This window comes from Devosia sp. J20-27 (assembly GCF_055808595.1).
Genome location: NZ_CM147875.1, coordinates 1898733 through 1921801 on the forward strand (window position 1 = coordinate 1898733; position 23069 = coordinate 1921801).

Annotated in this window: 18 protein-coding genes; 12 read left to right on the forward strand and 6 right to left on the reverse strand. The window is 64.6% G+C overall.

Going from position 1 to position 23069, the window contains the following annotated elements; genetic code table 11:
* The first annotated feature begins 65 nt into the window (after positions 1-65).
* From ftsH to AC0L4C_RS09360, 4 genes are all read left to right on the forward strand, one after another.
* A complete protein-coding gene (ftsH, locus tag AC0L4C_RS09345) occupies positions 66-1997 on the forward strand; it encodes an ATP-dependent zinc metalloprotease FtsH (RefSeq protein WP_473403363.1) in 1932 nt (643 codons plus the stop codon).
* Between the two features lie 155 nt (positions 1998-2152).
* Entirely contained in the window at positions 2153-3496 is a 1344-nt protein-coding gene (gene glmM, locus AC0L4C_RS09350; RefSeq protein ID WP_473403364.1) for a phosphoglucosamine mutase, read from the forward strand.
* A 197-nt stretch (positions 3497-3693) separates the two neighbouring features.
* Positions 3694-4410 carry a hypothetical protein gene (locus AC0L4C_RS09355; RefSeq protein ID WP_473403365.1) on the forward strand — a complete coding sequence of 239 codons (717 nt, stop codon included), beginning with the start codon at positions 3694-3696 and terminating at the stop codon, positions 4408-4410.
* Positions 4411-4468: 58 nt separating this feature from the next.
* Complete coding sequence (locus AC0L4C_RS09360; protein WP_473403366.1) at positions 4469-5191, forward strand: pentapeptide repeat-containing protein; 723 nt, start codon at positions 4469-4471, stop codon at positions 5189-5191.
* 133 nt (positions 5192-5324) lie between these two features.
* Here the strand turns inward: AC0L4C_RS09360 and AC0L4C_RS09365 are convergent, their stop codons facing one another.
* From AC0L4C_RS09365 to AC0L4C_RS09380, 4 genes are read right to left on the reverse strand one after another with little or no spacing between them, the layout of a single operon-like run.
* Positions 5325-6473 (reverse strand): winged helix-turn-helix domain-containing protein, encoded by a 1149-nt coding sequence (locus tag AC0L4C_RS09365; protein ID WP_473403367.1) that lies wholly within the window; start codon positions 6471-6473, stop codon positions 5325-5327.
* Positions 6461-8557 (reverse strand): ATP-dependent helicase, encoded by a 2097-nt coding sequence (locus tag AC0L4C_RS09370; protein WP_473403368.1) that lies wholly within the window; start codon positions 8555-8557, stop codon positions 6461-6463. Before AC0L4C_RS09370 ends, AC0L4C_RS09365 begins: the two co-directional genes overlap by 13 nt.
* A gap of 27 nt (positions 8558-8584) precedes the next feature.
* Complete coding sequence (locus AC0L4C_RS09375) at positions 8585-11134, reverse strand: ABC transporter permease (RefSeq protein WP_473403369.1); 2550 nt, start codon at positions 11132-11134, stop codon at positions 8585-8587.
* Entirely contained in the window at positions 11134-11874 is a 741-nt protein-coding gene (locus AC0L4C_RS09380) for an ABC transporter ATP-binding protein (protein ID WP_473403370.1), read from the reverse strand. The genes AC0L4C_RS09375 and AC0L4C_RS09380 overlap by 1 nt, the downstream gene beginning before the upstream one ends.
* Positions 11875-12085: 211 nt before the next feature.
* Between AC0L4C_RS09380 and AC0L4C_RS09385 the strand changes: the two genes are divergently transcribed.
* From AC0L4C_RS09385 to AC0L4C_RS09410, 6 genes are all read left to right on the forward strand, one after another.
* Positions 12086-12610, forward strand: a complete 525-nt coding sequence (locus AC0L4C_RS09385; protein WP_473403371.1) for a heme-binding beta-barrel domain-containing protein — start codon at positions 12086-12088, stop codon at positions 12608-12610.
* A gap of 68 nt (positions 12611-12678) precedes the next feature.
* Positions 12679-13005 carry an NIPSNAP family protein gene (locus tag AC0L4C_RS09390; RefSeq protein WP_473403372.1) on the forward strand — a complete coding sequence of 109 codons (327 nt, stop codon included), beginning with the start codon at positions 12679-12681 and terminating at the stop codon, positions 13003-13005.
* An 81-nt stretch (positions 13006-13086) separates the two neighbouring features.
* Positions 13087-14214 carry an S-(hydroxymethyl)glutathione dehydrogenase/class III alcohol dehydrogenase gene (locus tag AC0L4C_RS09395; RefSeq protein ID WP_473403373.1) on the forward strand — a complete coding sequence of 376 codons (1128 nt, stop codon included), beginning with the start codon at positions 13087-13089 and terminating at the stop codon, positions 14212-14214.
* A 111-nt stretch (positions 14215-14325) separates the two neighbouring features.
* Positions 14326-14580 (forward strand): hypothetical protein, encoded by a 255-nt coding sequence (locus AC0L4C_RS09400; protein ID WP_473403374.1) that lies wholly within the window; start codon positions 14326-14328, stop codon positions 14578-14580.
* A 357-nt stretch (positions 14581-14937) separates the two neighbouring features.
* The gene (locus AC0L4C_RS09405) at positions 14938-16749 is read left to right on the forward strand and encodes a methyl-accepting chemotaxis protein (protein WP_473403375.1); all 1812 of its coding nucleotides are present in this window, start codon (positions 14938-14940) and stop codon (positions 16747-16749) included.
* A 202-nt stretch (positions 16750-16951) separates the two neighbouring features.
* On the forward strand, positions 16952-18349 hold the full coding sequence (locus AC0L4C_RS09410) for a mechanosensitive ion channel family protein (protein WP_473403376.1): 1398 nt from the start codon (positions 16952-16954) through the stop codon (positions 18347-18349).
* A gap of 8 nt (positions 18350-18357) precedes the next feature.
* On the opposite strand, the gene AC0L4C_RS09415 is transcribed toward AC0L4C_RS09410, so the two are convergent.
* Together AC0L4C_RS09415 and AC0L4C_RS09420 are read right to left on the reverse strand one after the other, a co-directional pair.
* Positions 18358-18876 (reverse strand): DUF421 domain-containing protein, encoded by a 519-nt coding sequence (locus tag AC0L4C_RS09415; protein ID WP_473403377.1) that lies wholly within the window; start codon positions 18874-18876, stop codon positions 18358-18360.
* A gap of 97 nt (positions 18877-18973) precedes the next feature.
* Entirely contained in the window at positions 18974-19855 is an 882-nt protein-coding gene (locus AC0L4C_RS09420; protein WP_473403378.1) for a phytanoyl-CoA dioxygenase family protein, read from the reverse strand.
* A gap of 300 nt (positions 19856-20155) precedes the next feature.
* Between AC0L4C_RS09420 and AC0L4C_RS09425 the strand changes: the two genes are divergently transcribed.
* On the forward strand, positions 20156-21328 hold the full coding sequence (locus AC0L4C_RS09425; RefSeq protein WP_473403488.1) for a phosphoserine transaminase: 1173 nt from the start codon (positions 20156-20158) through the stop codon (positions 21326-21328).
* Positions 21329-21431: 103 nt separating this feature from the next.
* Positions 21432-23015 carry a phosphoglycerate dehydrogenase gene (gene serA / locus AC0L4C_RS09430; RefSeq protein WP_473403379.1) on the forward strand — a complete coding sequence of 528 codons (1584 nt, stop codon included), beginning with the start codon at positions 21432-21434 and terminating at the stop codon, positions 23013-23015.
* Positions 23016-23069: the final 54 nt, after the last annotated feature.

Consider the following 23069-nt stretch of genomic DNA (forward strand, 5'->3'; position numbering starts at 1 on the left):
CAGGCCTACATTCGCCCTAATTACTGGCGCTTCCCGTGTCGCCGGCACCTCCCAGGACAGGTTTGATGAACGTCAACTTCCGAAATTTCGCCATCTGGCTGGTCATCCTCTTCATGTTGATGGGCCTGTTCCAGGTCTTCCAGTCGTCGACCCGATCAATCTCGGTCGCCGACAAGAGCTACAGCCAGTTCGTGACCGACGTTGACTCCGGTCGCGTGACGACCGTGACGATCACCGACAATGTGGTGTCCGGCACGCTGACCGACGGCTCGCGGTTCGAGACCGTGCTGCCGGACGGCGCCGACATCATTTCGCGGCTCGAAGACCGCGGCGTGCAGATCACGGCACGGGCGCCGGAATCGAGCCCGTTCTGGTCGATCCTGCTGTCGAGCTGGCTGCCGTTCATCGTCATCATCGGCGTGTGGTTCTTCTTCATCCGGCAGATGCAGGGTGGCGGCCGCGGTGGCGCGATGGGCTTTGGCAAGTCGCGCGCCAAGCTGCTGACCGAAGCGCAGGGCAAGATCACCTTCGAGGATGTCGCCGGCGTCGACGAGGCCAAGCAGGACCTCGAGGAAATCGTCGAGTTCCTCCGCGATCCGGGCAAGTTCCAGCGCCTGGGCGGCAAGATTCCGCGTGGCGTGCTGCTGGTTGGCCCGCCGGGTACCGGTAAGACGCTGATCGCCCGTGCGGTGGCCGGCGAAGCCAATGTGCCGTTCTTCACCATTTCGGGTTCCGACTTCGTCGAAATGTTCGTCGGTGTCGGCGCTAGCCGCGTGCGCGACATGTTCGAGCAGGCCAAGAAGAACGCCCCGTGCATCATCTTCATCGACGAAATCGATGCGGTCGGCCGGCATCGTGGTGCGGGACTGGGTGGCGGCAACGACGAACGTGAGCAGACGCTCAACCAGCTGCTGGTCGAGATGGATGGCTTCGAGGCGAACGAGGGCATCATCCTCATCGCCGCGACCAACCGCCCCGACGTGCTCGACCCCGCATTGCTGCGTCCCGGCCGCTTCGACCGTCAGGTCGTGGTGCCGAACCCCGACGTGCAGGGCCGCGAGAAGATCCTCAAGGTTCACGTCCGCAAGGTGCCGCTGGCGCCCGACGTCGATCTCAAGGTGCTGGCACGCGGTACGCCCGGCTTTTCGGGTGCTGACCTCATGAACCTCGTCAACGAGGGGGCGCTGCTGGCGGCCCGCCGCAACAAGCGCTTCGTCACCATGTCCGAGTTCGAGGACGCCAAGGACAAGCTGATGATGGGCGCCGAGCGCCGCACCCTCAGCCTGACCGAGGAAGACAAGAAGCTCACCGCCTATCACGAGGCCGGGCACGCCCTGCTGGCGATCAAGATGGACGCGTCCGATCCGATCCATAAGGCCACCATCATCCCGCGCGGTCGCGCGCTGGGCATGGTGATGCGTCTGCCGGAGCGCGATCAGGTGTCGCTGACCCGCCGCAAGGCCTATGCCGATCTCGCGGTTGCCATGGGTGGCCGTGTCGCCGAGGAAGAGATCTTCGGCTACGACAAGGTCACCTCGGGCGCCTCCGCCGACATCAAGATGGCAACGGGCCTAGCCCGCGCCATGGCCACCGAATGGGGCATGTCCGACAAGCTTGGTCCGCTGCTCTATGGCGACAACCAGGACGAGGTGTTCCTCGGTCGCTCGATGATGCAGCGTCAGACGCACATGTCGGACGAGACCCAGCAGGTGGTCGATGCCGAGATCAAGCGCTTCGTCGAGGAAGGCTACCAGACGGCACAGACGGTGATCCGCGACAATATCGATGATCTCCATACCATCGCCAAGGCGCTGATCGAGTACGAGACGCTCACCGGCGACGAGATCCGCGGCCTGATGGACGGGCAGGCACCCATCCGCAATACCGACGACGACTCGACGCCCAAGGCCTCGGGGGTCCCCTCCGCCGGCAAGCCCGGCAAGAAGCGGTCCGATCCGACGCCTGACGCGCCGCCGGAACCGCAGCCCGGCACCTGATCCAGCAAGGGCCGCTCTTCGGAGCGGCCCTTTTTTGTCTGTGCGCCTGTTTTGCCCCGCTGCAGCCCTCTTCGACTATTAACTGCGGTCGGCTATAGGGTTTGGCGTTCACGCCGCCGGCGATATACTGCGCCGAAAATTCGAGGGTCTGATTCATGGCACGGAAATACTTCGGCACCGACGGTGTGCGCGGGCTCGCCAATGGCGCCAAGCTGACGCCGGACCTGGCGATGCGCGTGGGCATGGCGGCCGGGCTGACCTTCGTGCGCGGTGACCACCGCAACCGGGTGGTGATCGGCAAGGATACCCGCCGCTCGGGCTACATGATCGAAAGCGCACTGACCGCCGGCTTTACCGCCGTGGGCATGGACGTCTACCTGCTGGGGCCGATGCCGACGCCGGCCGTCGCCATGCTGACGCGCTCGTTGCGCGCCGATCTCGGGGTGATGATCTCGGCCTCGCACAATCCGTTCGAGGACAATGGCATCAAGCTCTTCCGCCCGGACGGCTACAAGCTCTCCGATGCCGTCGAGTCCGACATCGAGAAGATGATGGACAGCGACATGTCCAAGTACCTGTCGCAGGGCCGCGAGATTGCCCGCGCCCACCGCGACGAGGAAGCCCGCACGCGCTATATCGAATATGCCAAGCGGACCCTGCCCAAGAATGTCGACCTGACCGGCCTGCGGGTGGTGCTCGATTGCGCCAATGGCGCTGCCTACAAGGTGGCGCCGATCGCACTGTGGGAACTGGGGGCGGAAGTCTTCACCATCGGCGCCGAGCCGGACGGCTTCAACATAAATGACAAGGTCGGTTCGACCGCCACCGAGGCGATCCGCGCCAAGGTCAAGGAAGTGCGTGCCGATGTCGGCATTGCGCTCGATGGCGACGCCGATCGCGTCATCATCATCGACGAGAAGGGCGAAGAGGTCGACGGCGACCAGTTCATGGCAGTGATTGCCCAGTCCTGGCACGAACGCGGGCAGTTGCTGGGCGGCGGGCTCGTCGCCACGGTGATGAGCAATCTCGGGCTCGAGCGCTATCTGGACGGCATCGGGCTCAGCCTCGAACGCACCCAGGTGGGCGACCGCTATGTGCTCGAGGCGATGCGCGCCAAGGGCTTCAATGTCGGCGGCGAACAGTCCGGACATATCATCCTCTCCGATTTCACCACGACGGGCGACGGCCTGGTAGCGGCGCTGCAGCTGCTGGCCGTGCTCAAGCAGGTCGACAAGCCGGTGTCGGAAATCTGCCATCGCTTCGAGAGGGTGCCGCAGCTGCTCGAAAGCGTGCGCTTCAAGTCGGGCAAGCCGCTCGACCACAAACTGGTGGTGCAGGTGATTGCCGAGAGCAAGGCGCGGCTGGGCACGACCGGTCGGCTGGTGATCCGCGAGTCCGGGACCGAGCCGGTGGTCCGGGTCATGGCCGAGAGCGATGACAGCGGTCTCGTGCAGGCCGTGGTGGCCGAAATCGTCAGCACCATCAAGCAGGTCGCCTGAGCCGGGCACCGTCCGGGCACGACTGCCGGGCGCAGTTGACGTCAACCAATCGTCAAGACTTCCTAACGGGTATTAAGTATTCGAGCCCCGATTCACCCCCGGTTAGGGTTAAATCTTAGGGTTAAGTGAGATTTAAGGAAATGCGCTGATAGTGGTTGTCACTCGACTGGTGTCGTCGTGGCAAAAGGAACTTGTTCATGCGTAAATTCTTGGCTCTGATCTTGGTGGGTCTCTCGACCCTCTTCGTCGCGCCCGCTGCAATGGCGGCCGACATGCCCTACTATCCGGACATCGAAGTGCCGGATGTCGACTATGGCCTGCAGGGCGGCTTCTACCTGCGCGGCAGCGTCGCCGGTAACATGGCGTGGGCCCGTGACTTCAACGTGGTCTGCGTTTGTACGCCGGCTGGTCCGTATAATTTCGAAAGAGCCGGCTGGGGCTACTCCTTCGGTGCCGGTATCGGCTACGAATTCGGCGACGGTCTCCGGACCGACGTGACTCTCGACTATCTGCAGAACGAAGGCCTCTACGGCACGATCGTCGCGCCGGGGACCTCGACCTTCCGCCTGCGTTCCACCGTGGCTCTCGCCAACGTCTATTATGACTTCGGTCTGGGCGGCGGCATGGGCTCGGCAGCTGGCGGCTTTGGTGCCTATGTCGGTGGCGGCCTCGGCTTCGCCCACTACGAAATCGCCGATGTCGGTCCGTCCCCCGATCCGACCGGAACTGGTATCACCGGCGCTGGTGCCGTCATGACCGGTCTGACCTATGACATGGGTGCAGCAGTGGCCGATATCGGCTACCGCGGGATCTACATGCCGCAGATCAACAATGGCGATCTCAGCGATCCGATCAATATCCGTGACGCCTTCATTCACGAGCTGCGCGGTACAGTCCGCTACCGCTTCAACTAAGCGGCAGCCCTACAGGCGACACAAGTGACAGCAGACGGCGCTCCGCGAGGGGCGCCGTTTGCGTTTTCGGGGCAGGGCGATAGAAGCGGGGCATGGCCACGCTCGCACCGAGTTCTCTGATCAGACCCTCAGCCGCTCCGACCTGGAAGCGCGCACCGGCGAGGATCTGCACCTCGTCAACTGCACGCTGGACGAGGCCGATCTCAAGGGTCTCGATCTCTCGTCATTTGTCTTCGAGCGCTGCTCGCTGGCCGAAACCGATTTTACCGGGGCCACGCTGGAGTTCGCCCGCTTCGACCATTGCCGCGGCCCCAAGGCGGACTTTTCGGGCAGCAATTGCACCGAAGTGCAGTTTGCCGATTGCGACTTCAACAATGGCAGCTTTCACGGTGCCACCCTGACCTCGACCCGGTTCAAGGCCTGCAAGCTGACGGGCGTCGATTTCGCCAAGGTGCACACTTTCGATATCGGCTTTGTCGATTGCCTGCTGGTGGCGGCGCGGCTGCCGGAGATGACGTTTCGCAAGGAAAAGCTCGCCGGCATCGATTTCTCCATGGCCGATCTCTCGGGCTGCGACTTCCGGGATGCGAGCTTTGATCGCTCCAGCCTGCGCGAGGCCAATATCGAGGGCGCGAAGTTCCACAATGCCGATCTGCGCGGCGCCGACCTGGGCGGGCTCAACCTGCTGCGCGACCGCACGCGGTTCCGCGGCGCGGTGATTTCGGCGGCACAGGCCGAGCTGGTGCTCGACGAATACGGGTTTCGCGTCCGCGCAAAGTAAAGACCTGGCCCACACACCGCGCCACACCTCCCCCCTTGAGGGGGAGGCCGGGAGGGGGGTGGTGCGGCCCTCGATAATAGACCGCCACCCCCAAGCCCCTCCGCTCAAGGGGAGCCGGACAGGCACCAGCTCCTCAATCCCCCAGTTGAAAGCGCTCGAAGCGGCCCAGCTCGTCATCGATGGCTGCTTTGTGTGTCGCGTTGCCCTTGCCCACCCAGTGCCAGGCCTGGATCAGCAGCTTGCCGGCAGCACGGTCGGTCTTGAGATCGAGTGCAGCGACGATCTCGTCGCCCACCAGCACCGGCAGGGTGAAGTAGCCAAACTTGCGCTTGTCCCTGGGCACATAGGCCTCGAACACATGGTCATAGCCGAAAAGGCGCGCGGTGCGCTGGCGCTGGATGATCAGTGGATCAAAGGGCGAGAGGATGTGCGTCAGCTCCGCCGCCGGCAATGCGGCTTCGAGCGCTTCGGGCGTGGCGTAGTAGGTCATGCCGTCACCATCCTCGATGGTCACCGGCACCAGCTTCTTCCGGCGGACGCGGCGCTCGACCTCCGCGGCAATCTCCGGGGTGAAGCGCGAGCGGGGGTACATGACCGATGCGCCGTTGATCAGGCCATGGGCGCGCAGAGCGCGATCGAGGAGATAGGTCTGCACCTGTTTTTGGCTGGCGGCGCGGGGCCGCGGCGGCCAGCCGAAATGGCGGCCGGTCAGCTCATAGGTCTTGAGCATGCCGGTGCGGGCGGAAATGGCCAGTTCGCCGCTGTAGAAGCCATATTGCAGCACCCGCTTGGAGGGTTTGCGGCTACCCCAGAGATGATCCTTTTCCACCAGTTCATCGGTGTCGATGTCGCGGATCGACAGTGCCCCGTCCTTGCGGATCTGACGCAGCAGCTTTTTCAGATCGTCGGGACTGGCGTCGGCATACCAGCGCATCGGCTCGGCCCGATGCTGTTTCATGGTGTCGAGATAGAAGGGCAGGTCGCGCACCGGCACATAGGCCAGCGCATGGGTCCAGTATTCGAACACCGACTTGTCGACGCTCTGGGCCTGCGCCAGGTCGGCGCGTCGATAAGCGGGGATGCGTGAAAACAGGATGTGGTGGTGGCAGCGCTCGATGACGTTGATGGTGTCGATCTGCACATAGCCCAGATGCTCGATGGCCAGCCGCGTCGCGTCGGGCCCCTCGCCGAACGGGGCGCGGCTGTCGAGCCGCTGGGCGTGCAGCCAGATGCGGCGGGCCGCCGCCTGGGTGATGACGACCGGTTTTTTCACTTCTGCCACATGCCGCGCAGCTGGGCGCCGATATCGATGCGCGGGCCATTCGGGGCGATGGCGCTGCCATCGAGCGGCTTCAGCGCCGGCCAGATGCAGTCGTCGAACAGCGGCAGCATGGCCTTGGTGATGAAGCGGCTGCGCTGCGCATAGACGTGGCGGTCGCCGTGATGGCTCTGCTGCGGCACGAAAAAGCGCTGCGGCACCAGCAGGTGCAGTTCGTCGCGGGCCCGGGTCATGGCGACGTAGAGCAGTCGGCGCTCTTCTTCGAGTTCATGCGTCGAGCCGGTGCCGAGGTCCGAGGGAATGCCGCCATCGGTGACGTTGAGCACATGCACCGATTTCCATTCCTGCCCCTTGGCCGAATGGATGGTCGAGAGGATCAGATAGTCCTCGTCGAGCAGTGGCACGCCGGCCTGATCGCTGGTGGCATCGGGCGGGTCGAGCGTCAGCTCGGTAAGGAAGCGTTCGCGGCTCGGATAGCCGGCGGCAATCTGCAGCAGCTGCGCCAGATCGGCCTTCCGCGCCTCGGCGTCCTCATAGACATTGTCCATCAGCGGTTCGTACCAGGCGCGGGCGTGCTCGAGTTCAGCCGGCCAGCCGGCGCTGCGGGTGACGAGCTGATCCATCACCGCGACAAGGCCCGGCCAGTTTTCGGTGGCGCGTGGCGGTGCCGGCGTCTGGGTGAGCTGGCTCATCGGCTCGGGCGCCGCTGCCATGGCGTCGAGCACCTTGCCGGCCGAGCCCGGACCGATCCCCGGCAGCAGGTTGAGGATGCGGAAGCCGGCCACCCGGTCGCGCGGGTTTTCCACCCAGCGCAGCAGCGCCATCAGGTCCTTCACATGCGCCGCATCGAGGAATTTCAGCCCGCCGAATTTGACGAAGGGGATATTGCGGCGGGTGAGTTCGATCTCGACGGCGCCCGAATGGCTGGACGAGCGGAACAGCACCGCCTGCTGCTTGAGCGTCAGCCCACCCTCGCGGCCTTCGAGCACCTTTTCCACGACATACTTTGCCTGGTCGGTCTCGTCGCGCACGGTGACCAGACGCGGCCTGTCCTCGGACAAGCGCTCGGTCCAGAGGTTTTTGGTGAAGCGCTCGCTGGCTTCGCCGATCACGGCGTTGGCAGCGCTGAGGATCGGCTGGGTCGAGCGATAGTTGCGATCGAGCGTGACGATGTCGGCGGCCGGATTGAAGCTCTGCGGGAAGTCGAGAATGTTGCGCACCGTGGCGGCACGGAACGAGTAGATCGACTGTGCGTCGTCGCCGACCACCGTCAGGCCTTGACCCCCGGGCTTGAGTGCCAGCAGCACCGAGGACTGCAGCCGGTTGGTGTCCTGGTATTCGTCAACCAGCACATGGTCGAAGCGGGCGCCGAGTTCGGCGGCGATCGGCTCCGCCTTCATCATCGCCGCCCAGTAGAGCAGCAGGTCATCGTAATCGAGGACGTTCTGGCGCTGCTTGGCCTCGACATAGGCGCCGAACAGATCGCGCAACGCACTTGTCCAGGTCGCCACCCAGGGGAAGCTGGTTTTCAGTACGTCGTCGAGATCGGCTTCGGCGTTGACGACGCGCGAATAGACGGCGAGGCAGGTGTTCTTGGCGGGAAAGCGCGTCTTGGCTTCGGAAAAGCCAAGCTCATGGCGCAGCAGGTTGATGAGGTCGGCCGAGTCCTCGCGGTCATGGATGGTGAAGGCCGGATCGAGCCCGATCTGCTGGGAGAACTCGCGCAGCAGCCGGGCGCCGATGCCGTGAAAGGTGCCCGACCAGGTCAGCGCCTCGGCGACCGCGCCCGTGCTGGTGCCCATCACCTGTCCGGCAATGCGTTCGACGCGGCGTGTCATTTCGGCGGCAGCGCGGCGCGAAAAGGTCATCAGCAGGATGCGGCGCGGGTCGGCGCCGTTGACCACCAGATGCGCCACCCTATGCGCAAGCGTGTTGGTCTTGCCCGATCCGGCGCCAGCGATCACCAGCAGCGGACCGCCCAGATGCTCGACGGCGCGCCGCTGCTCGGGGTTCAGTTTTTCGAGGTAGGTCGGCGTATCGAGCACAAGCGAATTGTTTCCGGCGAATGGGGTGCCATTACGCCCCATTCGCGTTTTGTTCGCAATCGCGACCGCTCAGAGATCGCGCAGCAGGTAGGCCGGGCGGATCGACAGCGCCTTGTAGATCGTGGTGGCGCCGAGCAGTCCGGTGATGGCGATGGCGCCGAGATCGACGGCCGATATGGTGAGGAAGTCGACGGTGAAATCGACATCGAGCATCACCATCGTCAGCACCCAGGCCAGCCCGATCCCCAGCGGCGTCGCAAGGATCGCGGCAAAGGCAGCGAGGACGACGAAGTGCAGGACGTTGACGGCGATCACTTCGAACCGCCGGGCGCCGAGCACCTTGTTGATCACCGCATCGGCCTGGCGCTGGCGCCGGCCGGTGGCGAGGCTGCCGATCAGCACCAGCAGGCCATTGCTGACCGCCAGTCCGCCGACCAGCGAGGCGGCCAGCGACAGCTGGCTGAGCGCCGTGGTGATCAGTTCGAGCGTCTGGCCGATGGCGACAAAGCGGACATCGGGCAGGGCGATGGCGAGGCTGCGCTCCACCGTCTCCTCGGCGCCGCGCGCCGCGGTCACGGCGCCGAGCAGGGTCGAGGGATAGTTCTCGAGCACGCCGGGCGAGAAGGTGGCGAGGAAATCGATGCCGCCCTGCCAGGAATAGTCGCGGAAATTGGCAACCTGCGCCGTCACCGCGTCGCCGAAGAAGTCGAAGGTCAGTTCGTCGCCAAGCTTGACGCCCAGTCCGCTGCGCAGGCTCTGGTGCAGCGAGACCAGCGGCGGACCGGCATAGGCATCGGCCCACCATTCGCCTTCCACCACCTTGGAGGTGTCGGGCAGTTCCTGCCGGAAGGTCATCGGGACTTCGCCGCCGAGCAGGAACAGCGCTTCAGGGCCGCGGCTGCGGACGGCACTGACCGGCGTGCCGTTGATCGAGAGCAGCGAGCCGCGCAGCATCGGGGTGGCGGTGAAAGCGGTGATGTCATTGCCCTCGGCCTTCATGGTCTGCAGGGTTTCGACTTCGTCCTCGAAGAGGTCCGAGGCCACCAGAGTCGGGGCATCAAAGACCGAAGCGCCGAGATATTCCTTGCGCAGGTTCACCTCCAGCGCCAGCACCACCACCAGCATGGCGAGCGCCATGGCGACCGAAACGACGACCGACGGCGCGTTCGAGCCGGGGCTCGCGGCATCACGCAGGGCATGGCGGATGGTGCGGTTTTTCGGCTCGGGCAGGCGCGACAGCACCCAGGTGGCGCCGACGATGGCGATGCGGAAGACGAAAACCGCGATGACGCTGACCGCGGCGAAGGCGGTCACCAGCAGGGCGTCCCCGGTCATCAGCACGGCCAGCCAGAAGAAGGCGGCGGCAGCGAACACCAGCGGCAGCACGCGTCCCGACAGCAGCAGCCTGCGCCAGTCCACCGGCGGCGCGGCGAGGCCCTTGGAGCGGAACAGCAGCACCGGACTGAAGCTCTGGGCCTGCACCAGCGGCACATAGGAAAAGGCAAAGGCGGTGAGCAGTCCGACGCCGACGGCCACGGCCAGCGGCTGGATGTGCAGCGCCGGAGCCAGGCTGATGCCGACGGCCTTGGCGACGGCCGGCAGCGCGAGCAGCGCTATGCTGGCGCCGACCAGCAGGCCGATACCGACGCCGATGGCGGCAAGGGTGGCGACCTGGGCGGCAAAGTGGATGAAGATGCGCGAACGGCCGGCGCCCATCGAGCGCAGCACGGCAATCACGGCGCTCCGCTCGGCAATATAGGCGGAAATGCTGGTCCACACACTGACGCCGCCGATCAGCAGCGAAGCGAGACCGACGATCACCAGGAAGCGCATGAACAGGTCATAGTAGCGGACCATCGGGCCAAGGCCGTCGCGAGCCGAGCGGACGGTCCAGCCGGCGTCGCCGAGCGCCTCCTCGAGGCCAAGCTTGCCCGCTTCGACATCGGTGCCGTCGTTGAGCAGCACCTTGTAGCGGAACCAGGTGCCGAGGCCGGGCAGCGGCGAGGTCCGGTCGGAGAGCAGCGCCAGGCCATCGATGGTGATGAGCGCCGGCAGGCCGAGGCGGAAACCGCGTACGGCCGAGTCGGGCAGGCTGGTGAGGATGCCGCGCGCCTCGAACTGCGTGCCGCCGAGCTGGAAGTTGTCGCCGACCTGAATGTTGAGCTGGTCGAGCATCAGGGCACCCACCAGTGCGCCCGGCACGCCGTCACGGATGGCGAGGAAGTCGTAGACGCTCTGGTCGAGCGGCAGTTTCGGGCTGCCGACGGTGCCGAGCAGCGGATAGCTCTCGTTGATCGAGATCAGATCGACAAAGGCGCTGTTGTCGCCCATTTCGGCGCGCACATTGGTGTCGATGACGGTCGACAGTCGGCCAAAGCTGCCCATCACGTCGAGTTCGGCCGGCGTGGCGGGGCGATCGGTGCGCGACAGCTCGACATCGCCGCCCATGATCAGCGCGGCATCCTGTTCGACGGCCTGGCGGATGCTGGCCCCCACCGAGCTGACGCCGGCGATCAGCGCCGTACCGACCGCCAGGCAGGCCACGAGCAGGCCGAAGCGGCGGAGATCGCCGCGCATATCCTTGAGGCCGATGCGGACGGCCGCGAGCACGGCGCCCATCAGGCGGGTTCCGTGACGGTTTCAGTCAGTTCGCCCAACGTCATGGTGTAGACGTGGTCGGCACGGGCCGCGAGTTCGGGGTCGTGGGTGATGAGCACCACCGCGGTGCCCTGCTTGCGCGCCAGGTCGAACATCAGTTCGACGACGCGGGCGCCGGTGACCTGGTCGAGATTGCCGGTGGGTTCGTCAGCCAGCAGGAGGCGCGGTCTGGCGATCATGGCGCGGGCGAGACCGACGCGCTGCTGCTCGCCACCCGAGAGGGCCGAGGGACGGTGATCGAGCCGGTCGCCGAGCCCGACCGCGGTCAGGGCCTCGGTCGCCTGCTTGCGGACCTCGTGCAGCGACAGCTCGGGGCTGGCGATCTCAAGCGCCAGCCCGACATTGTCGAGCGCGGTCAGCGACGGAATCAGGTGAAAGCTCTGGAAGACAATGCCCAGGGTGTGGCGCCGGAACATCGCCAGATCATCCTCGGAAAGCCCCTTGAGATTGTGCCCGGCGACCATGATCTCTCCGGAAGTCGGGCGTTCCAGCCCGGCCAGGAGCATGAGCAGCGATGTCTTGCCGCTACCCGACGGGCCGACGATGGCCACCACATCGGCCGGATCGACGCGCAAATCTACGTGTTTGAGGATGTGCAGAGGCTTGCCTGCAATCTCCAGAGTGTAGTTCACTGCCGAAACGGAAATGATCGGTTCTGTTATAGTGGCAGTGCTGGCAGAGATTTTGGGCTTACGGGCCATAATGCAACTTGTTGTTGAATGAAATCGAAGACGGCAATTGGGCCGCCGGACGCTCGTTCGGTACAACGCAACCTGACGCGACCCCTTCGGTCACAGACTGATGTCTGGTATGACGGGCCGGGGCGAGTCAAATGGTCACTAAACTCATCAACCAATTGTTGCAGAATGCACGGATGATGGAAACGCGGCAACGCCAGTGGAGGACGTTCGAATGTTGAAAAAGGGTATTCAGGTCGCGGGCATGGCCGCAGCCTTGCTGATGTCGGGGCTGGCAGCGGCTCCTGTCCATGCTGGCCAGTCGGAACTCGACCTGCTGACATCCTATATTGGCAGCTGGAAGGGCTCGGGAGCGTTGGTCGGGGGCCAGCAGCCCGAATCATTCCGGTGTCGCCTGACGGTGTCCAAGGGCAACCAGGCCAAGATCAACTACGCCGGTCGTTGCACGCTGGTGGATATGACGCTGTCGATCAGCGGCACCATTGCCTTTGACGACAAGTCGCAGCGCTACCAGGCGGCCATGAGCTCGAATGCCGGCTTTACCGGTCTCGCCGTAGGCCAGAAGAAGGGTGAGACCATCAGTTTCAACCTCTCGGAAAAGCAGGTCGACCGCGGCGGCAACAATGTGCGCATCGGTTCCAAGATCATGCTGGTGGCCGACACCATCACCGTCGACTTCGAGGTCGAGTTCAACGAATCCGGCGACGTGCTGACCGCTTCGGTCCCCTTCGCGCGCTGAGTCTCGCCCATCGGGCCTGTGAGCGGTGGCCTCCGGCCGCCGTTCTTTTTCGAACACATGGATACATCGTGATCTACGAACTTCGCATCTATACCTGCCTGCCCGGGCGCCTGCCGGCGCTGCTCAAGCGTTTCGAAACCGACACGCTCAGGATCTGGGAGCGGCACGGCATCGTGCAGGCCGGCTTCTGGACGACGGCTGTGGGCGGATCGAGCAACGATCTCACCTACATGATCCGCTGGGAGTCGATGGCCGACCGCGAGCAACGCTGGGCGGCCTTTCTCGCCGATCCGGAATGGATTGCGGCGCGGGCCAAGTCCGAGGCCGACGGGCTGATCGTCGGCAATGTGTCGAGCCAGTTCCTCGCCCCGACCAAGTTTTCCAAGCCGGCCTGAGCCGGCCGGCAAGAGCGGGTGGCGTCGGGCAGGGCGGGTGACCGTCCAATCCGCACTCATCCCCACTGAAGGTAAGAACCCATGAAAAGTCGCGCCGCCGTCGCCTTTGAAGCCGGAAAGCCCCTCGAGATCGTCGAGGTCGACCTGGAGGGTCCCAAGGCCGGCGAGGTGCTGATCGAGATCAAGGCGACCGGCATCTGCCACACCGACGAGTTCACGCTGTCGGGTGCCGATCCGGAGGGCCTGTTTCCGTCCATCCTCGGCCATGAAGGCGCGGGCGTGGTGGTCGAGGTCGGGGCCGGCGTCACCTCGGTGGCGGTGGGTGACCATGTCATTCCGCTCTATACGCCCGAATGCCGGCAATGCGCGTCGTGCCTCTCGGGCAAGACCAATCTTTGCACCGCCATCCGCGCCACGCAGGGCAAGGGCCTGATGCCCGATGGCACCTCGCGCTTTTCCTACAAGGGCCAGCCGATCTTCCACTACATGGGCTGCTCGACCTTTTCGAACTACACCGTGCTGCCCGAGATCGCGGTGGCCCGGATCGATCCGAAAGCGCCGTTCGACAAGGTGTTCTATGTCGGGTGCGGCGTCACCACCGGCGTCGGCGCCGTGCTCAACACCGCCAAGGTGGAAGTGGGCGCCACCGCCGTGGTCTTCGGCCTCGGTGGCATCGGCCTCAACGTCATCCAGGGCCTGCGCCTTGCCGGCGCCGACATGATCATCGGGGTCGATCTCAACAGCGACAAGAAGAGCTGGGGCGAGCGCTTCGGGATGACGCATTTCGTCAATCCGACCGAGATTGAGGGCGATATCGTGGCGCATCTGGTCAACATGACCAAGCGCGGCATCGACCAGATCGGCGGTGCCGACTACACCTTCGACTGCACCGGCAACACCACGGTGATGCGACAGGCGCTCGAAGCCAGCCATCGCGGCTGGGGCAAGTCGGTGGTCATCGGCGTCGCCGGGGCCGGGCAGGAGATCTCGACGCGGCCGTTCCAGTTGGTCACCGGCCGGACCTGGATGGGCACGGCCTTCGGCGGCGCCAAGGGCCGGACCGACGTGCCGAAAATGGTCGACTGGTATATGGGCGGCAAGCTCGAAATCGATCCCATGGTCACGCACACGCTGCGGCTCGAGGATATCAACAAGGGCTTCGAGCTCATGCATGCCGGGCAGAGTATCCGCTCGGTGGTGCTGTACTGAGGCCAGCATTCAGCCACGAAAGCTGTGGCTAACCCGGCATGCCCCGTTCTTTGATTGGGCAGGCCGGAGAGAATCACCAAGATGAACGTCTGCGAGGGGGCAGGCGTTCAAATGCATACATGCTGGTACATCGTCATTGAGTTGCGGGGCGACTGGTTCGTCGACTTCGAGGGCAAGGCGTTCGGTCCGTTCCGGACCAAGGAAGAGGCGATCCTCGACGGCACCCGGCGGGCCCGCGAGCACTCCGACCGCACGCGTCAGGCCGAAGTCTGGGTGCGCGACACCGCCAAAGACAAGCCGCGCCAGCTCTGGGTCGGCCCCAAACCGGCAACCAATCAGGACGCATCCCGCAAGCAGGTCGCCTGATCCCTGCTGCGCTCCGTCGGCAACGTCCATATCCAGCAAAACATGAGATCGGCGGGCCTGCGCCCGCGGCGATCCAGATTAATATCGCAGGTTTCTGAATTTAAACTGCGCGTGAACAATCTCCATATAATGATCTATATTACAATGCCGCGCGACCGGCGCACGTCGCCTTGTCTTATACTATAAGTTGCAGGCGTAAGGTTATTACTCTCGCAATGATGATTGCATATTATAATATATCTACTTGTTCAGCGCGTCTCTTCACGGAACCCGCCGTCCGGGGTGCGTTGGGGTGACGTTAATATTTCCTGATTGGGGTTTCTACTATGTGGTGCGCTGTTGCACCTGTCAGGAGACATGAACGTGTTGATTGATTTTTCCTCCAGCCGTGGCGATCAGCGGCTGGGTCGCGACGCGACGTCGGTCCTCGCAGCTATTTCCCGCTCGCAGGCGGTCATCGAGTTCAAGATGGATGGCACCATCCTCACGGCGAACGCGAATTTCCTGTCCGTGGTGGGCTACACCCTCGAGGAGATTGTCGGCCAGCATCACCGGATGTTCGTGCAGCCGAGCGACGTCGCGAGCCCCGATTACCGGAAATTCTGGGAACAGCTGCAGAGCGGCGAGTTCCAGGCGGCCGAGTACAAGCGGATCGGTAAGGGCGGCAAGGAGGTCTGGATCCAGGCGTCCTACAACCCGGTGCTGGGCGCCGATGGCAAACCCTACAAGGTGGTCAAGTTCGCGACCGATGTGACGGCCAGCAAGCTTGCGACCGCCGATTCCGCCGGCCAACTCGCCGCGATCTCCAAGTCGCAGGCGGTGATCGAGTTCACGCCCACCGGCGAGATCCTCACGGCCAACGAGAATTTCTGCGCCACGCTGGGCTATCATCTCGACGAAATCAAAGGCCGGCATCACCGGATGTTCGTGCAGGGCGATCACGCCGCCTCGCCGGACTATCGCGAGTTCTGGGACCGTCTGGCGCGCGGCGAGTATCAGGCCGCGGAATATCTCCGCATCGGCAAAGGCGGCAAGGAGGTCTGGATCCAGGCGTCCTACAACCCGATCCTCGACCTCAACGGCAAGGTGTTCAAGGTGGTCAAATATGCCACCAACATCACCGGCCGAAAGCTGGCGGTAAACCTGCTCGGCAAGGGCCTCGCCAAACTGGCCGAGGGCGACCTGCGGGCGCATATCGACACCGCGTTCGAAGGCGAACTCGAAACCGTGCGGGCGGCCTTCAATCATACCATCGAGCGTTTCTCGGGGATTGTGACGCAGCTGCGCACCACGTCCGGGACGCTCAAGACCGCCACCGGCGAAATCCTCTCCGGCGCCAATGACCTGGCCGAGCGCACCACCAAACAGGCGGCGGCAATCGAAGAGACGTCGGCAGCCATGGAGCAGCTGGCCAATACCGTGGCGGAAAACTCGCGACGCGCCGAAACGGCCAGCAGCAAGGCCCGCGGCGTGTTCACTACGGCCGAGGAGAGCGGCGCGGTGATGAACCAGGCGAACGGCGCCATGGATCGGATTTCGACGTCGTCGGCCAAGATCTCCAACATCATCGGCATGATCGATGACATCGCCTTCCAGACCAACCTCCTGGCGCTCAACGCCTCGGTGGAAGCGGCACGTGCCGGTGACGCCGGCAAGGGCTTTGCCGTGGTCGCGGTCGAAGTGCGGCGTCTGGCGCAGTCGGCCGCCGGCGCCTCCTCGGAAGTGAAGGCGCTGATCGAACAGTCCGCCAATGAAGTGAAGGATGGCTCCAAGCTGGTCTCGGAGGCATCGGGCAAGCTGGCGGCCATGCTCGATGGCGTGCGCGAAAATACCGAACTGATGGAGGGTATCGCGGCCGCCAGCCGCGAGCAGGCCAGCGCCATCTCCGAAGTCACCACCGCGGTGCGCGAAATGGACGAGATGACCCAGCACAACGCTGCGCTCGTCGAAGAAACCAACGCGGCCATTGAGCAGACCGAAGGCCAGGCCAACGAGCTCGACCGGATCGTCGAGATCTTCCAGGTCGACGGCGAGCCGCAGCGTCTGCACGCCGAGCCGGCGCCGCGAATGCAAACCGTCCGGGCGAAGCAGGACAAGGTGAAGTCGGCCGCCAGGTCCTATCTCAGTCACGGCAACGCGGCCGTCGCCGAGGACTGGAACGAGTTCTGAACGCCGTGGCGGCGGCCCGCCGCCGCGCGCTCTCCCCGCTTGCGATCGATGCCGGAGCCGCCTCCGGCATCGACGCGTTGCGGAAACGGCCCGACATCGACTGGTGACACCTGCGGGCCAACGTGCAAAACCCTGAGCTCTGCAGTGAGGGATGCATGCACGGCACGCCGTCCCTCCGTTCAGAACGCGAACGGGAGACGACATGAACCGGTCATCAGCATTCCTGCGGCGCCTTGTCGCCGCATTCCGGCTGTTCCGCTGCGCCGTGTGCCTGACCGCGGGTCTCTTGCTTCCCACTAGTGCGGCGCTGGCGCAGGACGCGACGCCGTCGACGTCCGGCGTCGTGGCCACCAACAAGGCGGTCTCGGTGGTGCCGGAGGCGGACGATGACGATATCTCGGCGCGCCTGCAGCGCATCCTCGCCACCACCGGCTGGTTCGAGGCGCCGATCGTTGCGGTGCAGGAGGGCGTCGCCTTCATCGACGGCAAGGCCGATACGCAGGAGCATCGGCGCTGGGCCGGCGAGCTGGCGACCAGCACCGAGGGCGTCGTCGCGGTGGTCAACCGGCTGGACGTGCAGGCCGACGTGGCCTCGACCTTCGATCGGGCGGCGCTGGAAATCAGCATCGTGCTCAAGCAGGTGCTGCAGTCCTGGCCGCTGGTGCTGCTGGCGGTGCTGATCATCGCCGTGTCGTGGCTGATCGCCCGTCTCGTCGCCATGGTGGCGCAAAGGCTGCTCACCTCGCAGATCCGCTCGCCGCTGCTGCTCGGGGTGGTGGTGCGGGTGATCTCGATCCCGGTCTTCCTGCTGGGGCTCTATTTCGTGCTGCAGGTGGCCGGGCTGACGCAGCTGGCGCTGACCCTGATCGGCGGCACGGGCCTGATCGGCATCATCATCGGCTTCGCCTTCCGCGACATTGCCGAGAATTTCCTCGCCAGCCTGCTGCTGAGCATGCGCAATCCCTTCAACGGCGGCGACCTGATCGAGGTCGCCGGCCATACCGGCATCGTGCAGAACCTCAACACCAGAAGCACCGTGCTGCTGACCATGGACGGCAACCATGTGCAGATCCCCAATTCGATGGTGTTCAAGAGCACCATCAAGAACTATTCGAGCATCCCGAGCCGGCGCGCCGAGTTCCAGATCTCGATCGGCTACGATTCCTCGATCGCCCGGGCGCAGAAGCTGATCGACGACGTGCTGATGTCGCATCCGGCGGTGCTCAACGATCCCGAGCCGCTGGTGCTGGTCGACGAACTGGCCAACACCACGATCAACCTGCGGGTCTTCTACTGGTTCGACAGCGCCGCCTATTCACCGGCCAAGATCAATTCGGCGCTGCTGCGGCAGTGCAAGAATGCGCTGCTGGATGGCAATGTGCATCTCAACAGTCCGGCCCAGGCCGTCGTCTTCCCTGAAGGCGTCGAGCTCATCCGGCCGGGACAGGAGCCGCCCGCGCCGCCGCCGCCCAAAGAGCAGCACGGCGACAGCAGCAATGCCACCGAGGCGGAGGGCGACCTGAGCGCGGAGACCAGCGACATCGACACCCGCTCGGTCGGCCGGGTGCCGGAGGCCGAAACCAACCTGCTGCGCGACTGAAGAGCGCCTTACGCGGCGGCAGGTCGGCGACCGCCAGCGGTACTTGCGGCGTCGATGACGACGCTGAGCGATCCGTCGCTTTCCAGAAAGAGATAGTCGACCTCGTCAAGGCTCACGGCGCCGCTGGCGCGCGCGGCGCTGAGGGCTTCGTCCGGGGTGATGCGCTGCGCCTTCATCGCGCCGTCGAGCAGTTGGCCGTGGCGCAGCAACAGGGTGGGCTCGGAGCGCACCAGTTCTGCCATCCGCTTCGACCTGACCGAGGTGTAGGTGACGGCAAACTGCATGGCGATCAGCAGCGCCAGCGCTGCCGTGCCTTCGGCCAGCGATACGCTTTCCTGCAGCAGCAATGCCGAGAGCGTCGAGCCGAGGGCAACGGTCACCACCAGGTCGAAGGCATTGAGCTTGGCCAGCGTGCGTTTGCCGGAAATGCGCAGGAACACGATCAGCGTCACATAGGCCAGCACCCCGACCAGCCCGACGCGGACCAGGTCTTCCCAGCCCTGAAACAGCATTTTTGAGATATCCACGGGGTCCTCGCTTTGGTTGCGAGGACCCAACGCAGGAGCCGGGCGAGGGTTCGATCGGTGCCGCCGCCGGCCTGAAGCGCCTCGAGGCCCGTGCAGTCTAGCCGATGATCTGCCACTGCTCGTCGCGCGGGCCGGTCGGCCGGAAATCGTAGCGCTCGAGACCGAGACCGTGCAGCGTGGCGCGCTCGATCAGCGAGAAATCGTCGGGATTGTCGCGGTTGAAGTTCATCGGCTCGCGCAGCACCACCGGCGGATTGGTCATGAAGCGCACATTGGGCGAGTGATTGTTGGACGAGGCGTGCAGCATATAGGGGTGCAGGATGATGAAATCGCCGACCTCGCCGGTGACCTCGACGAACTCCTCGCATTTGTCGATCAGCGAACCGAAATCGAAGCCCGGATCCACGCCCTCGGGATGGTCGGCAAGGTAGCGCGCCACGTGCCTGATCGAGTCCGGCGCAATGAAGGTGCCGCCGCCCTTGTGGCCGACGTCCGACCAGTAGACGATGGTCAGCAGGCCCTGTTCGCGGCTGTCGAGGAAGTGGCGGAAGAAGCTGCCGTCCTTGTGCCAGCCGCCGGCCTCGGGCGACGGCTTCATCCACGGCTTGTCGGCGCCGCGGCGGAAATTGACGATGAAGGCGTCCGACCATTCGGTGGAGTCGATGGTGGTGAAATGCTCGGACTCGATTTCCATCACCCGGTCGTCGATGCGCTCGGCACCGCCGGCGACGTCGCAGAGCGCGCCCCAGGCCTTGGGCGAGATCTCGCTGATGGGCGCCACATTGTTGCGGTCCATCCAGACGATTTCCTTGGTCCAGGTGGAGCGGTCCTCGGGATCGTAGCCGAGCCGGCCATAGGCCTCGGCCTTCCACCGGCTCGCCAGTTCAGGATCGACGCAGCCTTTAACGAGCACATAGCCCTTTTCGACAAAGTGCTGGGCCTGCTCGGGTGTGAGCACCTGGAATTGCTGGCGAGTCATGATTGGTCCTGGTCTGAAAATGCCTAACGGGGAAACTATCCTCCCGCCCGGCACCCGGCCCGGCGGGCAGACCCGAGCCTAGCGTCTGGGCCATTTCCTGTCATGGGTAGAAATGGGGGGCAGCAAAGAGGTGACGACCTGTCAGTCGCGGCGGCATCCGCCCGAGACCCATCCCTTCCTGCAGGCATTCTCTCCCGTAATTCCCCATTGACGCCGCTCCCTGCACAGGAGTATCTCCCGCCTCAGGACACTCCACCCTAACGTGGAGCTTTCGACCTGGGAGGGTCGCTCATGGCTGATATGCCCCTGACCGCGCCGGCGGTGAAACCGGCAAATCCGAATTTTTCGTCGGGCCCCTGTGCCAAACGTCCTGGCTGGACGGTGAACGCGCTTGCCGGCGCTCTGGTCGGCCGCTCGCACCGGGCCAAGCCGGCCAAGGCACGCATCGAGAAGGCCATCGCGCTGACCCGCGAACTGCTCGAAGTGCCCGATGACTACCTGATCGGCATCGTCCCGGCCTCCGATACGGGCGCGGTGGAAATGGCGCTCTGGGGCATGCTCGGCGCGCGCGGCGTCGACATGCTGGCCTGGGAGTCGTTCGGCGAGGGCTGGGTCACCGACGTGCAGAAGCAGCTCAAGCTCGACAATGTCCGCATCCTCAAGGCGCCGTATGGCGAACTGCCGGATCTCGCGACCGTCGACTTCAACAATGATGTGGTCTTTACCTGGAACGGCACGACCTCGGGCGTGCGCGTGCCGAACGCCGACTGGATCCCGGCCGACCGGCAGGGCCTCACCATCTGCGACGCCACCTCGGCGGCGTTTGCGCAGAACCTCGATTTTGCCAAGCTCGATGTCGTCACCTTCTCCTGGCAGAAGGCGCTGGGCGGCGAAGCAGCGCACGGCATCCTGATCCTCAGCCCGCGCGCCGTGGAACGGCTCGAAAGCTTCAAGCCCGACCGGCCGCTGCCGAAAATCTTCCGCCTGACCAAGGGCGGCAAGCTGATGGCCGATGTGTTCCAGGGCGCCACCATCAATACTGTCTCGATGCTCTGCATCGAGGACGCGGTGGATGCCATGGAGTGGGGCAAGACGGTGGGCGGTCTCAAAGGCATGCGGGCCCGCGCCGACGCCAATTTCAAGGTGTTGAGCGACTGGGTGGCGCAATCGGACTGGGCCGCCTTCCTCGCCAGGAACGAAGCCGAGCGCTCCAACACCTCGGTCTGTCTGGTGATCAAGGACCCCGACGTCACCGCGCTCAGCGATGATGCGCAGGCGGCCTTTGCCAAGGCCATCGTCTCGCGTCTCGACAAGGCCGGCGTGGCCTATGACATCGGCGGCTATCGCGATGCCCCGACGGGCCTGCGCATCTGGGCCGGCTCGACGGTCGAGACCGCCGATCTCGCGGCATTGGTGCCGTGGCTCGACTGGGCCTTCGCGGCCGAGAAGGCCGCGCTCAAGGCCGCCGCCTGACGACAGTCATCGACGCTTCCGGCCGGCGCGCAGACAGGCTGCGCGCGGCCTCTCCCGCATCACGTTCATCCGCCGTTCATCGGTGTGACCAAAGGAGGGCGAAATGCCCAAGGTTCTGATTTCCGACAAGCTGAGCAAGGCTGCCATCCAGATTTTCGCCGACAATGGCGTCGAGGTCGACTACCTGCCCGATCTGGGCAAGGACAAGGACAAGCTGCTCGAGGTGATCGGCCAGTATGACGGTCTGGCAATCCGTTCGGCGACCAAGGTCACCGAGAAAATCCTCAGCGCTGCCAAGAACCTGAAGGTGATCGGCCGGGCCGGTATCGGCGTCGACAATGTCGATATCCCCGCTGCCACCAAGCAGGGTATCATCGTGATGAATACGCCTTTCGGCAATTCGATCACCACGGCCGAGCACGCGATTTCGCTGATGCTGTCGCTGGCGCGGCAGATCCCGGAAGCCGATGCCTCGACCCGCGCCTCCAAGTGGGAAAAGAACCGCTTCATGGGCGTCGAGGTGACCAACAAGACGCTGGGCCTGATCGGTGCGGGCAATATCGGCTCGATCGTCGCCGACCGGGCACAGGGACTGAAGATGAAGGTCGTGGCCTACGATCCGTTCCTGACGGAAGAGCGGGCCCAGACCATGGGAGTGGAAAAGGTCGAGCTCGACGAGCTGTTCAAGCGCGCCGATTTCATCACCCTGCACACGCCGCTGATCGATGCGACGCGCAACATCATCTCGGCCGAAGCCCTTGCCAAGATGAAGGACGGCGTCCGCATCATCAATTGCGCCCGTGGCGGCCTGATCGACGAGGCGGCGCTGGCCGAGGCGCTGAAGGCCGGCAAGGTTGCCGGGGCGGCGCTGGACGTCTTCCTCGAAGAGCCGGCGCAGGATAACCCGTTGTTCTTGCTGCCTAATGTGATCTGCACCCCGCATCTGGGCGCCTCCACCAGCGAAGCGCAGGAGAACGTGGCGCTGCAGGTGGCCGAGCAGATTTCGGCCTATCTGATGGCGGGCGAGATCTCCAACGCACTCAACTTCCCCTCGATCACCGCCGAGGAAGCGCCGCGGCTGACGCCGTGGATCAAGCTGGCGGAAACCCTGGGGTCGTTCGCTGGCCAGTTGACCGAAAACCCGATCACCGGCATCCGCATCGAGTATGAAGGCTCGGTGGCGGCGCTCAACGTCAAGCCGATGACGGCGGCGGCGCTGTTCGGCGTGCTCAAGCCGCAGATGCAGGAGGTCAACATGGTCTCCGCCCCGCAGATCGCCAAGGATCGCGGCATCAATGTCGAGATCGTCAGCCGCGACCAGCAGGGCGCCTATGAGGGCTATATCCGGCTGACCATCACCACCAGCAAGCAGGAACGCAGCCTCGCCGGCACGGTGTTCGGCAGCGGCCGGCCGCGCATCATCCAGGTCAAGGGCATCAACATGGAAGCCGAACTCACCAGCTCCATGCTCTATGTCACCAACGAGGACCGGCCGGGCCATATCGGCCGTCTCGGCACGCTGCTGGGCACGCTGGGCATCAATATCGCCAACTTCAATCTCGGCCGTGCCGATGTCGGCGGCGACGCCATTGCGCTGCTGTCGATCGACGGCGAACTGGCCGACGAGAAGCTGGCCGAGATTGCCAAGCTCGAAGGCGTCAAGCAGGCCAAGGCCCTGCGGTTCTGAGGCGTTTGACCTAAGGTTCTGACGGGCGGTCCTGCGGGGCCGCCCGTTTTCGTT

Bases quoted from the DNA above. Each gene is read 5' to 3' on its own strand.
- AC0L4C_RS09375 (WP_473403369.1), bottom strand. From the start codon at position 11,134: ATGGGCGCCGTGCTCGCGGCCGTCCGCATCGGCCTCAAGGATATGCGC.
- AC0L4C_RS09385 (WP_473403371.1), top strand. From the start codon at position 12,086: ATGTTGAAAAAGGGTATTCAGGTCGCGGGCATGGCCGCAGCCTTGCTG.
- AC0L4C_RS09355 (WP_473403365.1), top strand. From the start codon at position 3,694: ATGCGTAAATTCTTGGCTCTGATCTTGGTGGGTCTCTCGACCCTCTTC.
- AC0L4C_RS09420 (WP_473403378.1), bottom strand. From the start codon at position 19,855: ATGACTCGCCAGCAATTCCAGGTGCTCACACCCGAGCAGGCCCAGCAC.
- ftsH (WP_473403363.1), top strand. From the start codon at position 66: ATGAACGTCAACTTCCGAAATTTCGCCATCTGGCTGGTCATCCTCTTC.
- AC0L4C_RS09380 (WP_473403370.1), bottom strand. From the start codon at position 11,874: ATGGCCCGTAAGCCCAAAATCTCTGCCAGCACTGCCACTATAACAGAA.
- AC0L4C_RS09395 (WP_473403373.1), top strand. From the start codon at position 13,087: ATGAAAAGTCGCGCCGCCGTCGCCTTTGAAGCCGGAAAGCCCCTCGAG.
- AC0L4C_RS09370 (WP_473403368.1), bottom strand. From the start codon at position 8,557: ATGGGGCGTAATGGCACCCCATTCGCCGGAAACAATTCGCTTGTGCTC.
- AC0L4C_RS09400 (WP_473403374.1), top strand. From the start codon at position 14,326: ATGCATACATGCTGGTACATCGTCATTGAGTTGCGGGGCGACTGGTTC.
- AC0L4C_RS09410 (WP_473403376.1), top strand. From the start codon at position 16,952: ATGAACCGGTCATCAGCATTCCTGCGGCGCCTTGTCGCCGCATTCCGG.
- AC0L4C_RS09425 (WP_473403488.1), top strand. From the start codon at position 20,156: ATGCCCCTGACCGCGCCGGCGGTGAAACCGGCAAATCCGAATTTTTCG.
- serA (WP_473403379.1), top strand. From the start codon at position 21,432: ATGCCCAAGGTTCTGATTTCCGACAAGCTGAGCAAGGCTGCCATCCAG.
- glmM (WP_473403364.1), top strand. From the start codon at position 2,153: ATGGCACGGAAATACTTCGGCACCGACGGTGTGCGCGGGCTCGCCAAT.
- AC0L4C_RS09405 (WP_473403375.1), top strand. From the start codon at position 14,938: ATGAACGTGTTGATTGATTTTTCCTCCAGCCGTGGCGATCAGCGGCTG.